This window comes from Streptomyces sp. NPDC059816 (assembly GCF_042732055.1).
Lineage (GTDB): Bacteria > Actinomycetota > Actinomycetes > Streptomycetales > Streptomycetaceae > Streptomyces.
In genome coordinates this window covers 134,026-148,423 of sequence record NZ_JBHWIQ010000013.1, presented here as the reverse complement: position 1 = coordinate 148,423, position 14,398 = coordinate 134,026, and the positions used below count along the sequence as shown (strand labels likewise).

Here is a 14,398-nt window from a genome sequence, read left to right as displayed (position 1 = left end):
TACGCGACCGCGCCACCTTCCGGTCCGGACAGTAGAGATGGCGGACAGCTCATGAAGCATGACAACACCTATGGCGAAGAGGGAAATGGGCCGGCCTATTTAACGCCAAGTTCCACCAAGGTCACACCCGACGACATCCGTTACGAGAACCTGCGTCGCGCGTACAACTACCGGTTCACCGCGAAGCCGGACTATTTTCGGCTGGTTCATTCTCCTCGGCAGGTCGAGGAGGCGGTTCGCGAGGCGGTCACCGCAAGAAAAAGGATCACGGTGCGATCGGGCGGTCACTGCGGCGAAGACTTCGTGGCCGCACCCGATGTCGACGTGATCCTGGACCTCTCGCCGATGTCCCATGTCGGCTTCGACCGGGAACGCCGTGCCTTCGTCATCGAGGCGGGCACCCGTGTGGGGAAGATGATCAATGATCTCTTCCATCACTGGGGGGTGACCGTCCCCTGTGGATTCTGCATGGGAGTGGGAGCGGGCGGCCACATCAGCGGTGGTGGCTACGGGCCCCTCTCCAGGCTGATGGGGCTCAGCGTCGACCACCTGTACGCGATCGAAGTGGTGGTCGTGGACGGGGACGGCGAAGTGTCGACGGTGGTGGCAACCCGTGAGGAGGACGACCCGAACCGGGATCTCTGGTGGGCGCACACCGGTGGCGGCGGAGGGAACTTCGGGGTGATCACCCGGTACTGGATGCGTTCCCCCGAAGCGTCCGGCACCGATCCGGCCGAGCTGCTGCCCCACCCGCCGAACGCCCTGCACATCGCAGAGGTCAGCTGGCCGTGGGACCGGCTCGCCGAGGCGGACTTCGTCCGGTTGATCAGCAACTTCACGGACTGGCAACTGGCGAACAGCGCGGCGAACTCACCGAACATCGACCTGTACGCCCTCGTCAACTGTCTGCACCGGTCCGCGGGGAACATCGCCATGAACGCGCAGATCCCGGCGGATGCGCCGAACGCGCAGGCCCGCATGGACCGATTCCTCGAAGAACTCAACGCCGGCGTCGGGGTCGCCCCGACGGTCAGACGGCAGACCCTGCCGTGGCTGGCGGCGACCCGGTACCTGGCGGTTCCCGATACCGGACCGACCGCCCTCGCCCTGCGCTGCAAGGTCAAATCGGCGGATCTGCGCGCTCCGCACGATGCGGAGCAGCTCGCCACCATCTACCGGCACCTCACCCGGGACGACTACCGGGGCACCTACTCGGCGCTGGAGTACATCGCCTACGGCGGCAAGGTCAACACCGTGCCCTCCGAGGCCACCGCCATACCGCGGGGCGCCCTGCTGAAGACGTTCTACATGGTGACGTGGCAGGACCCGGCCGCGGACGACGAGCACCTGCGGTGGATCCGGGAGTTCTACCGCGACGTGCACGCGTCGACCGGCGGAGTACCGGTCCCGAACGGGATCAACACCGGCGCCTACATCAACTACGCGGACGTCGATCTGGCAGATCCGCAATGGAACACGTCTTCCACCCCCTGGCACGCCCTGTACTACGGCGAGAACTATCCCCGGTTGCAGGAAGTCAAGGCGAAGTGGGATCCGTTGAACGTCTTCCACCACGCCCTGTCCGTCACCAAAACGGCATGAGACCCGGGCCGGGCGGCGAAGGAACGCTCCTCGGCCCCGTACGGACCGGTCGGGACGGATCGAGCGACGTACCACCCGAGTACTCGGGGCCGCAGGGCCACCGGTGGACCACCGGAGCCGTCACCCGACGGGCATCCCGGCGGATTCCTCATGCGGACCAGGACCGTCGGCCTCTCCGCGGCACCCGCCTCCAGGAAGGAACACGCATGACACCGTACGCAGACGAACCCCGGTACACCGACGGGGAAGGACCGGTGACGTCGTGACGGTCGAAGCCGACGCCCGCCGCACCGTGGTCGCGGGGATCTTCGGGACACTGGCCACCCAGGCGATCGGCGCCGCCGCGCGCCTGGACCTGGCCGACCGCATCGGCGACGGCGAGGCCGCATCCGTCGAGCTGGCCGCGGCCTGCGGCCTGCCCCCGGAACAGTTGGAGCGGCTGCTGCGCTCCCTGGCCTCGCTCGGCCTGTGTGCCGAGCGCACGCCCGGCCGGTTCACGCTCACCGAGGCGGGAGCCCTGCTCCGCCGCGACCACCCGGCCTCCCTGCTGGCCTTCGCCAAATTCCTGACGCACCACGTCTTCCAGCGCAACTGGCTGAACCTGGAGGAGTCGTTGCGCACCGGTCGGGCCGCCTTCGACGCGGAGTTCGGCGAGCCGGTCTACGACTACATGTCGGGCAAGCCGGAGCTGGCCGCCCTGTTCCACGCGGCCATGAGCAAGCGCCACCTCCCCGAGGAGATGGCCTCGGCGATCTCCTCGGCCTACGACCTGGGCCGCTTCAGCACGGTCACCGACGTCGGCGGCGGTGACGGCACCCTGCTCGCCGCCTGGCTCGATCGGTACCCCCACCTGACGGGCACCGTGCTCGAAACCGAGGCGGGGGTGGTGCAGGCCCGGACGACCATCGCCAAGGCCGGGTTGGAGGAGCGGTGCCGCACGGTCGCGGGTGACTTCTTCGCCGAGGTGCCGCGGGGCTCCGACCTGTACTTCATCAAGAACGTCATCCTCAACTGGGACGACGAGCGCGCCTGGGTGATCCTGCGTCGGGTCAGGGCAGCCATGCCGGACCACGGGAGGCTGCTCATCGCCGAGCCGGTGTTGCCCGACACCGCCGACGTGGACACCCTCAACCACGCGGCCATCGAGAACCCGTACCTGACGGACCTGCACATGCTGGTCACCATCGGCGGCCAGGAGCGCACCCGGGCGGAGTACACCGCGCTCTGCGCCCGGGCCGGGCTGCGCGTCACGGGGGTCGTGCCGCTGGAACAGGAGCTGAACGCATCGCTGATCGAGGCCGTGCCCGACACCACCCCCTGAGTCCGAGGTGGCGGCAGTGGGGTCGGCTCACCAGCGCTGCCGCCACCACCCGGCACGCCGACGTCAGGGTGCTCCGCCGCGGGACGGGGTGCCGATCGCCGGCGGCCCGGTGCGGGCGGTGCCGCCGACGATCCAGCGAGTGCACTGTGGTCCTGGGGGTCAGCCACAGAGGACGGGGCGGTTCAGCAGCGGTCCGTCGTCATCGTCCCCAACCCGTTCCCGGTGGGGAGGAACCGCGGGGGTCAGGAAGGCGTGTCCTCCCGGCACTGGTACGGAACCAGCCCCTGGCGCATGGCGATGACCACTGCTTCCGTTCGGTCCGCGACACCCAGCTTGTGGTAGACCATGTGCAGGTGGGCCTTCACCGTCTGCTCGGTGATGTGCAGGGAGCGGCCGATCCGACGGTTCGACAGGCCCTGGGCCAGCAGGTTGAGCACTTCCTTCTGGCGCCGGGTGAGGGGCAGCGGCGGCTTCTGGGGAATTCCGGACCGTGTTCCCCCTCCGATGGACTCACTACAGGTCTCGTCCTGGGGCCGCAACAGGGTTCTGGGAGTTCCGGGGGCTGGTACCTGGTTCTGGTTGCCTCGGACGGCCCGGTCCCGGTGTCGGGGGGCGACCAGGTTCTTCCGTGCACGGCGAGCAATGTCACCGAGCTCCTGTAAAAGCGTCAACACTTCGTCGATCTGGGCGATGGCCGCCTGGGCTTCGTCTTCGTCCTGGCGTTCCGTCAACGGTATGACGTTCGCACGATCAATCACCGGGTGATTCGCCTTTCGTTTGGACGAGTCATTTTGACGAGCACTTCGGACTTCGGTGGGTCACTTCGCGATGCCAGTGGAACTAAGAAATCCGGCAATGATCCGAAGGCCAATGTGGTGAAACTCATCGACGTACGAGTCCGGGACCCGGATGCGATTGTGGCTGCGGCCACGGCTGTCGTCAACGGGCGAAACGATGTCGCGACGGCCGTCGGTCCGGGCCATCGTGGCGGGGACTACTTCCCCGCTCTATCGATGGCGCCGACGTTCCATGGATATCGCGTCCCCAGTGGCCGAGGTCCCTGTCATGGGTCCTGGAAATCCATCGAGTTCCTCGTTGTGGGGACGGTTTTCGGCAGCATGCTCGCCTCCCTTCGCCTGGTCGACCACCGGGACCCGGGCCCGGATCGTCGATCTTCCGGCCGCTTTCTCCAGCGCACCGGTCTCCTCGCTGTGCGGGTTCCCGCCTCAACGGCCTTGCCGCACGGGGTGAACAGCGCTCCACGCGGCGACGCCGTCTCGGCGACGCTCAGATCACCTCCGCGTCGAGCACGCGACCGGCACCACGGGTCGTTGCGTTCAGCATTTTCCCGAGGGGCCATAGTTCATTGCCTATACCTATCAAGAAACCCATGCACATTGCACCTTCCTATCAGTCGACGAGCTGTCCCGCAATCCCCGGCGAGCGCGCGACCGCAGTCACGGCTGCGCGCCACCCGGTCAAAACATCCTGATGTACCCGGTTTTTGACGCTCCTTCACCTCGTGGCGCCATCGCGTCCGACGTCGCGTGCTGCCGTCCCACGGATTGCGGAACAGCCCTGGGTGCCTGGCGCTGCCCTGCTCAGATGCCGCGGTCAGAGTCGCGGGTCGGCGGAGCACTCATCGGTTCTTCACTCGCTCGGCGCGGGCGGGTAGCGGGGCGACGCGCTGCGGTGAGAACGCGAGGAGCAGGCCGCCGGTGGCCGGATGGGTCAGATGCGTGCAGGTGACTCCGAAGACCTTCAGGACGAGTTCCGGGTTCAGCACTTCCGCGGGCGGACCGTCTGCGACGATGCGCCCTTCGTGCAGGACGTAGAGCCGGTCGCAGTAGGCGGCCGCGAGGTTGAGGTCGTGCAGGACGCACAGCGTGGCTCGGTTGAGGTCACGCACGAGTTCGAGGAGTTCGAGTGCGGCGTACACGTCGAGGTGGTTGGTCGGCTCGTCGAGGAGCAGCAGCGGGCTCTCCTGCGCGAGTGACCGGGCCACCAGGGCCCGTTGTCGCTCGCCGCCGGACAGGGTCGACAACCGCCGTGTGCGGTGGTCGGCCAACCGGACGCGCTCCAGTGCGCTGATGATCCGTGCGGCGTCACGGCCGGTGGTGCTTTCGAACGCCCGGAGCCAGGGTCCGCGGCCCATGGCCACGAGTTCCTCGACGGTGAAGTCGAAGTCCGGGGTGCTCTCCTGGGCGACCAGGGCGGCGCGGCGTGCGACTTCACGCTGGCTGAGCCCCCGCACGTCGTCGCCGGCCAGTTCGACCCTGCCGGCTACGGGGTCGAGGGCCCGGTAGATCGTGCGCAGCAACGAGGTCTTGCCGCTTCCGTTGGGCCCGACGAGACCGACGCGTTCGCCGTCGTCGACGGTGAGGTCGCAGTCGGCGACGATCGGGGTGGAGCCGAGCCGGACGCTCACGCCCGCCAACGAGAGTCTCATGACGCCTCCGAGCGCCGCAGTAGCCAGAGGAAGACCGGTGCGCCGAGCAGGGCGGTGACGATGCCGATGGGCAGTTCCTCCGGGCGGACGACGATGCGGCAGAGCAGGTCGACGGCGACGAGGTAGATCGCTCCGAGGAGCATGGCGATCGGGAGCAGCCGTCGATGGTCGGGGCCGGCGACCAGGCGCACCAGGTGCGGAACGATGAGCCCGACGAAGCCGATGCCACCGGACACGGCAACCAGCACACCGGTCAGGAGCGAGGCCACGATCAGGAGCTGGATGCGGGCGCGGTGCACGGAAACGCCGAGGGAGAGCGCGGCGTCGTCACCGGCGGCGAGTGCGTTGAGCGTCCGGGTCTGGAGGATCAGGTAGCTTCCGGCGATCAGTACGGCCGCCGCCGGCAGCGACAGGTTCGACCACGACGACGCCGACAGCGAACCCAGCAACCAGAAGAGCACCGAGTGCGCCGCGTCCGCGTTGGCGCTGCGGAAGATCACGAAGCTGGTGGCGCCGCTGAACAGGTAGGACAGCGTCACCCCGGCGAGGATCAGACGGCTCGGGACGACCCGTCCGGCCCGGCGCGACAGCCCGAGGACCGCGATCGTGGCCACGAGGGCTCCGACGAAGGCCGCGGCCGAGGTCGACAGGCCGGCCACCGCCACCGAACCGAGCGTGATCACCACGGCGGCCATCAACCCCGCGCCCGCGGAGACGCCGAGGACGTAGGGGTCGGCGAGCGGGTTGCGGACGGTCGCCTGGAGCGTGACGCCGACGGCGGCCAGGCCCGCGCCGACGACCGCGGCCAACAGGACGCGCGGGAGCCGCAGGTTCCACACGATCTGATCGTCCATGACGGTGGCGGACGTCTTGGCGCCGAGCAGGTGATCGGCGATGACCGTGGTGACGGTCTTGAGCGGCACGCCGACGGAACCGATCGACACGGCCACGCAGACCGTGACGACGAGGACGAGGAGCAGGATCGGCACCACGATGGGGAGGGAGGTGCGCCAGCCGCTGCGGCCGGACGTCCCCCGAGGGGTGCTCTTCGAGCGCCCCTCGATCTCGGTGGCCGCCGTCGGGGCCGGTGTGTGCTGTGACATCGCGGATCCCTACTGCGAGCGGAACGCGCTGGGGTGCAGGAAGCGTGCGACATCGACGACACCGTCCACCGGCCTGGTGCTGCCGCGTGCGCCGGTCTTGGCCGAGTCGATCGCGAGGATGCGGCCCTTCTTGACGGCGTCGGTGTGGGGGAACGTCCGCTTCAGGAACTCGATCGACTCCTGCTGCCCCTGCGTCGACGCGGTGAAGTCGTCGACGATGATGGCCCCGGGGTTGCGCGCGATGATCTGTTCGGCGCTGATCGGTGCGAACTGTCCCGGCAGGTCGGCGAAGACGTTCGTGCCGCCCGCCCGCTTGAGCACGTCGTTCGAGAGGCCGCCCGAGGTCACGTAGAGCTGGCCGGCGACGCGTGAGATCTCCGCGACCTTGCGCTGGGGCTGCTCGGCGATGCGCTTGCGGACGTCGTCGAGCTTGCCGTGCAGGCGGTCGGTCAGCGCATCCGCGCGCTTCTCCACCGTGAAGATGGTGCCGAGTTGGTCGAGGTCCGCGTCCAACGACGCGAGTCCGGAGGTGTCCGCGGCGAGGTCCTTGGCGCAGCCGCCGCTGACCACGTAGGTCGCTATGCCCAGTTTCTTCAGCTCGGCGATGGTCGGGCTGCCCTGGTTGCCGGAGACCTTCTCGATCTGATCGGTGATCAGGAGATCGGGCTTGGCGGCGACCAGCGCCTCGGTGCTCGGATTGCGCGTTCCGAGACTGGGGAGGGCGGCCAGGCGCTTCTTCAGCTCGGGGGCGGGTGCGGACTCGCCGCGCGTCTTGGCGACTATCCGGTCTCCGACTCCGAGCGCGAACAGGGTGTCGGCGAGGGCGTCCGTGGTGATCACCACGCGCTTCGGGGCACGGTCGAGTTCGAAGGTCTTGCCGCAGGACTTGAAGGTGATCGCGCCCAAGCCGTCCGCCTCGCCGGAGCCGTCGTCGGTGTCTGCGCACCCCACGGCCGCGAGTGCGACGAGGGCGCTGAGCAGGGCGGCTCGAAGCCGGTTCGGAACAACGCGCGGTCTACGGCTACGTGACTGATGGTCAAGGTGCGGATGGGGCATGAAGTGACGTTCCCTTCAACGGAAAAAAGCACGGCGAGACGGTGTGCACATTATTGAATGAGACTCAGTCGCCATGTTAGGGTACCCTAATGAAATCATCAACATCACAGACGCCCGGGCTGGCCGGCCCGGGCGCTTTGTTTCGCATGTTGGCTCCGATCCGGACCCATCTCCTGGTCTGCGCGATCCTCTCGACCTTGAGCGCGGCGGCGGGCATCGTGCCCTACATCGCCGTCGCCGAGATCTCACGACTCATGCTCGACGACCCGTCAGGGTCGCACTCGGCCATCTGGACCTGGGTCGGCATCGGCGCTGCGGGCGCCAGCCTGTGGCTGGTGCTGTTCGTGCAGTCCGCTCGTGTGGGGCACTACGCGGACGCGGCGATCCTGCACGACGTACGCGTGCGGATCGTGCGCCACCTCGGCACGCTGCCGCTCGGCTGGTTCCGCGCCTCTGGCTCGGGCAAGGTCAAGCGGGCGATGACGGGCGACCTGGAAGAGATGCACGAGGTCATCGCGCACGCGCTGGGTCAACTCACCGGTGCGGTCACGGTGGTGGCCGTCGGCGCCGGCTACCTGTTCTTCGTCGACGTCAAGATGGCGCTGGTCGTGCTCGGCGTCCTCGGCGTGATGGGCATCTTCTACCGCATCTCGATGCGCTCCATGACGACTCACATGAACCGACTGGTCGCCGCCGACGCACGGATCAGTGCCGCCAGCGTCGAGTACGCCGACGGCATCCAGGTGGTCAAGACGTTCGGCACCGGGGGTCGTGTCCTGCGCCGCTTCGACGACGCCGTGGACGAGCACACCCATGCGTTCGCCGCCTGGGTCGCCGAGGTGCGCTACAGCTCTGCGGCATCCCGGCTGTTCGGCTCGGAGATGGCCGTCCTCGCCGCCGTGACGGCCGTCGGGCTGGTCTTTGTCGACCGGGGATCGCTCGGCGTCGCGGACCTCGTGGCGTTCCTGGTGGTCGCGGTCGGACTGCCGAACTCGATCCTGCCGGCCGTGAGCGCCGCCCAGGGCGTGCGCAAGGGCCGCATGGGCGCCTCCAACATCGAGCAGTTGCTGGCCCGCACCTCGCTGCCCGAGCCGGAACAGCCGCAGACGCCGCAGGGCCACGGCGTCGAGTTCGACCGCGTCTCGTTCTCCTACGACGGGGTGACCAACGCGATCGAGGACGTCAGTGCCGTGTGCGCACCGGGCCAGGTGACGGCGATCGTGGGACCGTCCGGCGCCGGCAAGACGACGCTCACGAGCCTGCTGCCGCGCTTCTACGACGTCACGGAAGGCGCGGTCCGGATCGGCGGCGTCGACGTGCGCTCGATCCGGTCGGCCGATCTGTTGGCCTCGATGTCGTTGGTGTTCCAGGACGTCGCGCTGCTGCGCGACAGCGTGGAGGAGAACATCCGCATCGGCCGGCCCAACGCCACCGACGCAGAGGTCCGCCAGGCGGCGGTCGCCGCGCAGATCCACGAGGTGGTCGAGGCTCTGCCCGAGGGGTACGACACGCTCCTCGACGCGAACGGGGGCGGCCTGTCCGGCGGTGAGCGCCAACGGCTGACGATCGCGCGGGCGATCCTGTCCGGGGCGCCGATCGTCGTCCTGGACGAGGCGACGGCCGCGTTGGACGCCGACAGCGAGTCGGCGGTGCAGGAGGCACTCGCCACCTTGGCGATCGGCAAGACGGTGATCGTGATCGCCCACCGTCTGCACACGATCGCCGGCGCCGATCAGATCCTCGTGTTCGACGGCGGACGGCTGGTCGAACGGGGCGGCCATGAAGAACTACTCGCGCTCGACGGGCTCTACGCCCGGATGTGGGCCGCACAAGAAGGGGTGCTCGCATGATCCGCCGGCTGTACCGACTCTGGCCGGAGCCGAAGCTGTTGGCCCGCCTGTGGCTGCTCACGGGGGCGCAGGCCATTCTCCAGGGCCTGCTGCTCGCCCTGCTCGTCCCGATCCTGGACGCCGTCGTCCGACCCGAACCCGATGTCGGCGCGGCCACCCCGTGGCTGGTTCTCGGCGCGGTCGGCGCGGTCGCGTACGCGGTGCTGAGCATCATCGCCACCCCGGTGGGCTTCAAGGCGTCGGGCGCACTCGCGGCGCAGTTGCGTCGACGGTTGATGCGCCATGTGAGTACGTTGACGCTGGGGTGGTTCACCGCCGAGCACAAGGCACGGCTCGCGCGCGGGGTGACCGCGGACGTGGGCAACGCCGCGCACCTGGCCGTGACCGTGGCCGGACCCGCGATCACCTCGACCCTGCTGCCGGCGACGGTCGTTGCCGTGACCTTCGTGGTCGACTGGCGGATGGCGCTGCTGTTGTGCGCGATCGCCCTGGTCGCCTTCTGGGCGCTCCAGCGTGCCGCACGGATCGCCGAGATCGCCGAGATCGAGTTGGAGCGGGCGGCGACCGGGGTCGCCAGCCGGGCGATCGAGCTCGGTCAGGCCCAGCCCGTCCTGCGGGCGGCCGGCCACGCCGACGGCACGCCCCGCATGCGGGCCGCACTTGAGGACCACCGCGAGACCTACCGGGAGGGCATGCGTCGCGCACGGCGACCGTTCTTCGTCTACACCGGCGTGATCATGGGCGGGTTCATCGCGGTGCTGGCGCTGGCCGCCGAGCTCATGCTGAGCGGGCGCATCGAGGTCGCCGAGGCGATCGCGTTGCTCGTGCTGGCCTCCCGCTTCCTGGAGCCGCTCGGCAATCTGATCGACCTCATCGGGGCCCTGCGCGCGATGCGGAACCAGATCGGGCGCATCGAGGAGCTGTTGGCCACGCCCACCCTCCCGATGCCGGCGGAGCCGGTGAACCGGGTCGAAGAGGCCGACGTCGAGTTCTCGAACGTCACCTTCACGTATCCGGGCGGCGACGCCCCCGCGATGAAGGACGTGTCCCTGCGCTGCCGGCCGGGCACCACCACGGCGCTGGTCGGACCGTCGGGTTCCGGCAAGACGACGGTGACCCGGCTCATCGCCCGGTTCTTCGACGTCGACTCGGGACAGGTGCGCGTCGGCGGCGTCGACGTGCGCGAACTCGACCAGGCGGCCCTGCTCGACGAGATCGCCATCGTCTTCCAGGACGTCTACCTGTTCGACGACACCATCGAGGACAATCTGCGACTGGCGCACCCGGAGGCGACCTGGGACGAGCTCAAGGAGGCGGCCGGCGCGGCCCGGCTCGACGAAGTGATCGAGCGCCTGCCCGATGGCTGGGACACCCGCGTGGGTGAGGGCGGCGCCCAGTTGTCGGGCGGCGAACGCCAGCGCGTCGCGATCGCCCGGGCGATCCTCAAGCGGGCGCGCATCGTGCTCGTCGACGAGGCCAGTTCCGCGCTCGACCCCGAGAACGAAGCCGCGATCACCCAGGCCATCGCCAACCTCGGTGACAGCCCCGACCGCACGGTGATCGTCATCGCCCACCGTCCCGCCACCCTGGCCGCCGCGGATCACGTGGTCTCGCTGGACGACGGTCGCGTGGTGGAGTCCGGCACGCCCGCGGAGTTGCTGCGCACGGGCGGGGCGTTCGCGCGCCTGAGTCAGCAGTACGAGCGGGCGCGACACTGGCGCATCGCCAACGCCGCCCTCTGATCCGCGCCGCTGCCGACGACCCCCGCACGAGGTCGTCGGCAGCTCACAGCGGTCAGTTCTCGACGCGTAGGTAACGGTGTGCGAGGTCGGTGATGTCGGCGATGAGCTCGTCGGCCAGCCGGTCGATGTCCTCGGCCTCGTGGTGCAGCAGCGCATGGGTGGCCCCGTACCAGGCGCTGTAGATCAAACTCGCGGCCATGGCGGGGTTCGGAGCGTCCGACGGCGGGTTCGGGCGCTCCGCAATCAGTTGTCGGAACGCTTCGACATGCGGGTTCTCAGGACTGACCTGGATATCCGTCTTGGCGTTGATGGGGGTGTGTCCGTAGAGCACGTCGTGCAATTCGGCATGCTCCACGTAAACACGGACCGCATCGCTGAGCCAGGCGTCCAAGCGTCCGATCCAGTCGTCGGCGGGCAGGTGTTGCACCACTGCGTGCTGCCGTTCGACCAGCCGATCGATAAAGCGGGCCTGCAACGCGAGCATGAGGTCACGCTTCGATCCGAAGTGCAGATAGAACGTGCCGATGGCGACGTCCGCGCGCTCCGTGATCTCGTCGATTCGCGCAGCGTCAATTCCGCGCTCGGCGAACACTCTCTCGGCTGCGTCGAGGAGGTCGGCACGCCGTTCCTCGGCGGGTTTGGTTCGCGGGCGGCCCCGCGTTGATCGACGCTGACTCATCCGTGCAGTTTACGCGTTCACCGGCGACGTTGTCGGCAAAGGGCGAGTCTCCTTCACCACGCCATTTCGGGATGCACCAATGGCAGTTGGGCACGTCATTGCCCATATTGGTCAATTCGACTGAAGCTCATTCACCATTTGCCGTGCGATAACAGTGGATCAACGGCCCGGGCTCCGGACGTCGACGTGACGCGGGACCACGGTGCAGCAATCGGCCCCGCCGGGCGGGAGCCCGGCGGGGCCGATGACGGCCCGCCCCCGACCACACCGGTGCGGTCGGGGCGGGCACTCACGGGTCGGTCGATCAGCCGAGGGTGGCGATCGCCTCGTTGAGGGTCGTCGACGGACGCATCACGGCCGCCGCCTTGACGGGGTCGGGCTGGTAGTAGCCGCCGATGTCGACCGGCTTGCCCTGGACCGCGATCAGCTCGTCGACGATCGTCTGCTCCTTGGCGGTCAGCGTCTCGGCGAGCGGGCCGAACGCCTTGGCGAGCTCCGCGTCGTCGGTCTGCTTGGCCAACTCCTGCGCCCAGTACTGCGACAGGTAGAAGTGGCTGCCGCGGTTGTCGATGCCGCCGACGCGCCGGGTCGGCGACTTGTCCTCGTTGAGGAAGGTCGCCGTGGCACGGTCGAGGGTGTCGGCGAGGACCTGGGCACGCGCGTTGCCCGTGGTCTGCGCGAGGTGCTCGAAGCTGGCCGCGAGGGCGAAGAACTCGCCCAGGCTGTCCCAGCGCAGGTAGTCCTCCTTGACGAGCTGCTGGACGTGCTTCGGCGCGGAACCGCCGGCGCCCGTCTCGAAGAGGCCGCCGCCCGCCATCAGCGGGACGACCGACAGCATCTTGGCGCTGGTGCCCAGCTCCAGGATCGGGAAGAGGTCCGTCAGGTAGTCGCGCAGCACGTTGCCGGTGACGGAGATCGTGTTCTCGCCGCGGCGGATGCGCTCCACGGAGAGCTTGGTCGCCTCGACCGGGGACAGGACCTGGATGTCCAGCCCGTCGGTGTCGTGCTCCAGGAGGTACGTCTTGACCTTCTCGATGAGCACGGAGTCGTGGGCGCGGGTCTCGTCCAGCCAGAACACCGCCGGGTCCCCGGTGGCGCGGGCGCGGGTGACGGCGAGCTTGACCCAGTCGCGGACCGGGGCGTCCTTGGTCTGGCAGGCGCGGAAGATGTCACCGACGGCGACGGGCTGCTCCAGGACGACGTCGCCCTGCTCGTCGACGAGACGGACGGTGCCCGCGGCCGGGATCTCGAAGGTCTTGTCGTGGCTGCCGTACTCCTCGGCCTTCTGCGCCATCAGACCGACGTTCGGCACCGAACCCATGGTGGACGGGTCGAAGGCACCGTTGACGCGGCAGTCGTCGACGACGACCTGGTAGACACCGGAGTAGCTGCTGTCGGGCAGCACCGCGAGGGTGTCGTGCTCCTGACCGTCCGGACCCCACATGTGGCCGGAGGTGCGGATCATGGCGGGCATGGAGGCGTCGACGATGACGTCCGAGGGGACGTGCAGATTGGTGATGCCCTTGTCGGAGTCGACCATCGCCAGCTCCGGGCCCTCGGCGAGCTCGGCGTCGAAGGACGCCTTGATCTCGGCTCCCTCCGGCAGGGCCTCCAGGCCCTTGAAGATGCCGCCGAGGCCGTCGTTCGGGGTCAGGCCGGCCGCGGCGAGCGTGTCGCCGTACTGCGCGAACGTCTTCGGGAAGAAGGCGCGCACGACGTGGCCGAAGACGATCGGGTCGGAGACCTTCATCATCGTCGCCTTGAGGTGCACCGAGAACAGCACGCCCTCGGCCTTGGCGCGGGCCACCTGGGCCGTCAGGAACTCGCGCAGGGCGGCGACGCGCAGCACGGAGGCGTCGACGACCTCGCCCGCCAGGACGGGCACCGACTCGCGCAGCACGGTGGTGGAGCCGTCCTCGCCCACCAGCTCGATGCGGAGGGCACCGGCCGTGGTGATCACCGCGGACTTCTCGGTGGAGCGGAAGTCGTTCTCGCCCATGGTCGCGACGTTCGTCTCGGACTCGGAGGTCCAGGCGCCCATGCGGTGCGGGTGGGTCTTGGCGTAGTTCTTCACCGACGCGGGGGCGCGACGGTCGGAGTTGCCCTCGCGCAGCACCGGGTTGACGGCGCTTCCCTTGACCTTGTCGTACCGGGCGCGGATCTCCCGCTCCTCGTCGGTCTTCGGGTCGTCCGGGTAGTCCGGCAGCGCGTAGCCCTGCTGCTGGAGCTCGGCCACCGCGGCCTTCAGCTGCGGGATGGAGGCCGAGATGTTCGGCAGCTTGATGATGTTGGCGTTGGGCTGCTTCGCCAGTTCACCGAGCTCGGCGAGCGCGTCGTCGATGCGCTGGGCCTCTTCGAGGTGCTCGGGGAAGCTGGCGATGATCCGCCCGGCCAGGGAAATGTCACGGCTCTCGACACTGATCCCGGCCGTCGCAGCGTACGCCCGGACCACAGGCAGGAACGAGTGCGTCGCCAGGGCCGGAGCCTCGTCGGTGTGCGTATAGATGATGGTCGAGTCAGTCACCAGTACTCCGCTTCACGGCTACATCGTCTCGACATCAAGATATCTCGTGATCGGGTCTTTCTGACACCGCCC

General features: G+C 68.7%; 10 protein-coding genes. 4 read left to right on the top strand and 6 right to left on the bottom strand.

Annotated features, from left to right (window positions below):
* The first annotated feature begins 51 nt into the window (after window positions 1-51).
* Complete coding sequence (locus ACFV88_RS18890) at window positions 52-1,602, top strand: BBE domain-containing protein (RefSeq protein WP_385492597.1); 1,551 nt, start codon at window positions 52-54, stop codon at window positions 1,600-1,602.
* 262 nt (window positions 1,603-1,864) lie between these two features.
* Window positions 1,865-2,923: a methyltransferase gene (locus ACFV88_RS18885; RefSeq protein WP_385492595.1), complete on the top strand. Its 1,059-nt coding sequence runs from the start codon at window positions 1,865-1,867 to the stop codon at window positions 2,921-2,923.
* A 242-nt stretch (window positions 2,924-3,165) separates the two neighbouring features.
* Here ACFV88_RS18885 and ACFV88_RS18880 read toward each other — a convergent pair whose 3' ends face one another.
* The 4 genes from ACFV88_RS18880 to ACFV88_RS18865 all read right to left on the bottom strand — a co-directional run bounded on the left by ACFV88_RS18880 (window position 3,166) and on the right by ACFV88_RS18865 (window position 7,426).
* Entirely contained in the window at window positions 3,166-3,654 is a 489-nt protein-coding gene (locus ACFV88_RS18880) for a response regulator transcription factor (protein ID WP_385492593.1), read from the bottom strand.
* 908 nt (window positions 3,655-4,562) lie between these two features.
* Window positions 4,563-5,372, bottom strand: a complete 810-nt coding sequence (locus ACFV88_RS18875; RefSeq protein ID WP_385492590.1) for an ABC transporter ATP-binding protein — start codon at window positions 5,370-5,372, stop codon at window positions 4,563-4,565.
* A complete protein-coding gene (locus ACFV88_RS18870; protein WP_385492587.1) occupies window positions 5,369-6,475 on the bottom strand; it encodes a FecCD family ABC transporter permease in 1,107 nt (368 codons plus the stop codon). Before ACFV88_RS18870 ends, ACFV88_RS18875 begins: the two co-directional genes overlap by 4 nt.
* Window positions 6,476-6,484: 9 nt before the next feature.
* Window positions 6,485-7,426, bottom strand: coding sequence for an ABC transporter substrate-binding protein (locus tag ACFV88_RS18865; RefSeq protein WP_385492585.1), 942 nt, complete (start codon window positions 7,424-7,426; stop codon window positions 6,485-6,487).
* Between the two features lie 251 nt (window positions 7,427-7,677).
* Between ACFV88_RS18865 and ACFV88_RS18860 the strand changes: the two genes are divergently transcribed.
* The gene (locus tag ACFV88_RS18860; protein ID WP_385492583.1) at window positions 7,678-9,381 is read left to right on the top strand and encodes an ABC transporter ATP-binding protein; all 1,704 of its coding nucleotides are present in this window, start codon (window positions 7,678-7,680) and stop codon (window positions 9,379-9,381) included.
* Complete coding sequence (locus ACFV88_RS18855) at window positions 9,378-11,123, top strand: ABC transporter ATP-binding protein (protein ID WP_385492581.1); 1,746 nt, start codon at window positions 9,378-9,380, stop codon at window positions 11,121-11,123. The genes ACFV88_RS18860 and ACFV88_RS18855 overlap by 4 nt, the downstream gene beginning before the upstream one ends.
* 52 nt (window positions 11,124-11,175) lie before the next feature.
* Here the strand turns inward: ACFV88_RS18855 and ACFV88_RS18850 are convergent, their stop codons facing one another.
* Together ACFV88_RS18850 and ACFV88_RS18845 are read right to left on the bottom strand one after the other, a co-directional pair.
* A complete protein-coding gene (locus tag ACFV88_RS18850; protein WP_385492578.1) occupies window positions 11,176-11,802 on the bottom strand; it encodes a TetR/AcrR family transcriptional regulator in 627 nt (208 codons plus the stop codon).
* 304 nt (window positions 11,803-12,106) lie between these two features.
* Window positions 12,107-14,326 (bottom strand): NADP-dependent isocitrate dehydrogenase, encoded by a 2,220-nt coding sequence (locus ACFV88_RS18845; RefSeq protein WP_385492575.1) that lies wholly within the window; start codon window positions 14,324-14,326, stop codon window positions 12,107-12,109.
* Window positions 14,327-14,398: the final 72 nt, after the last annotated feature.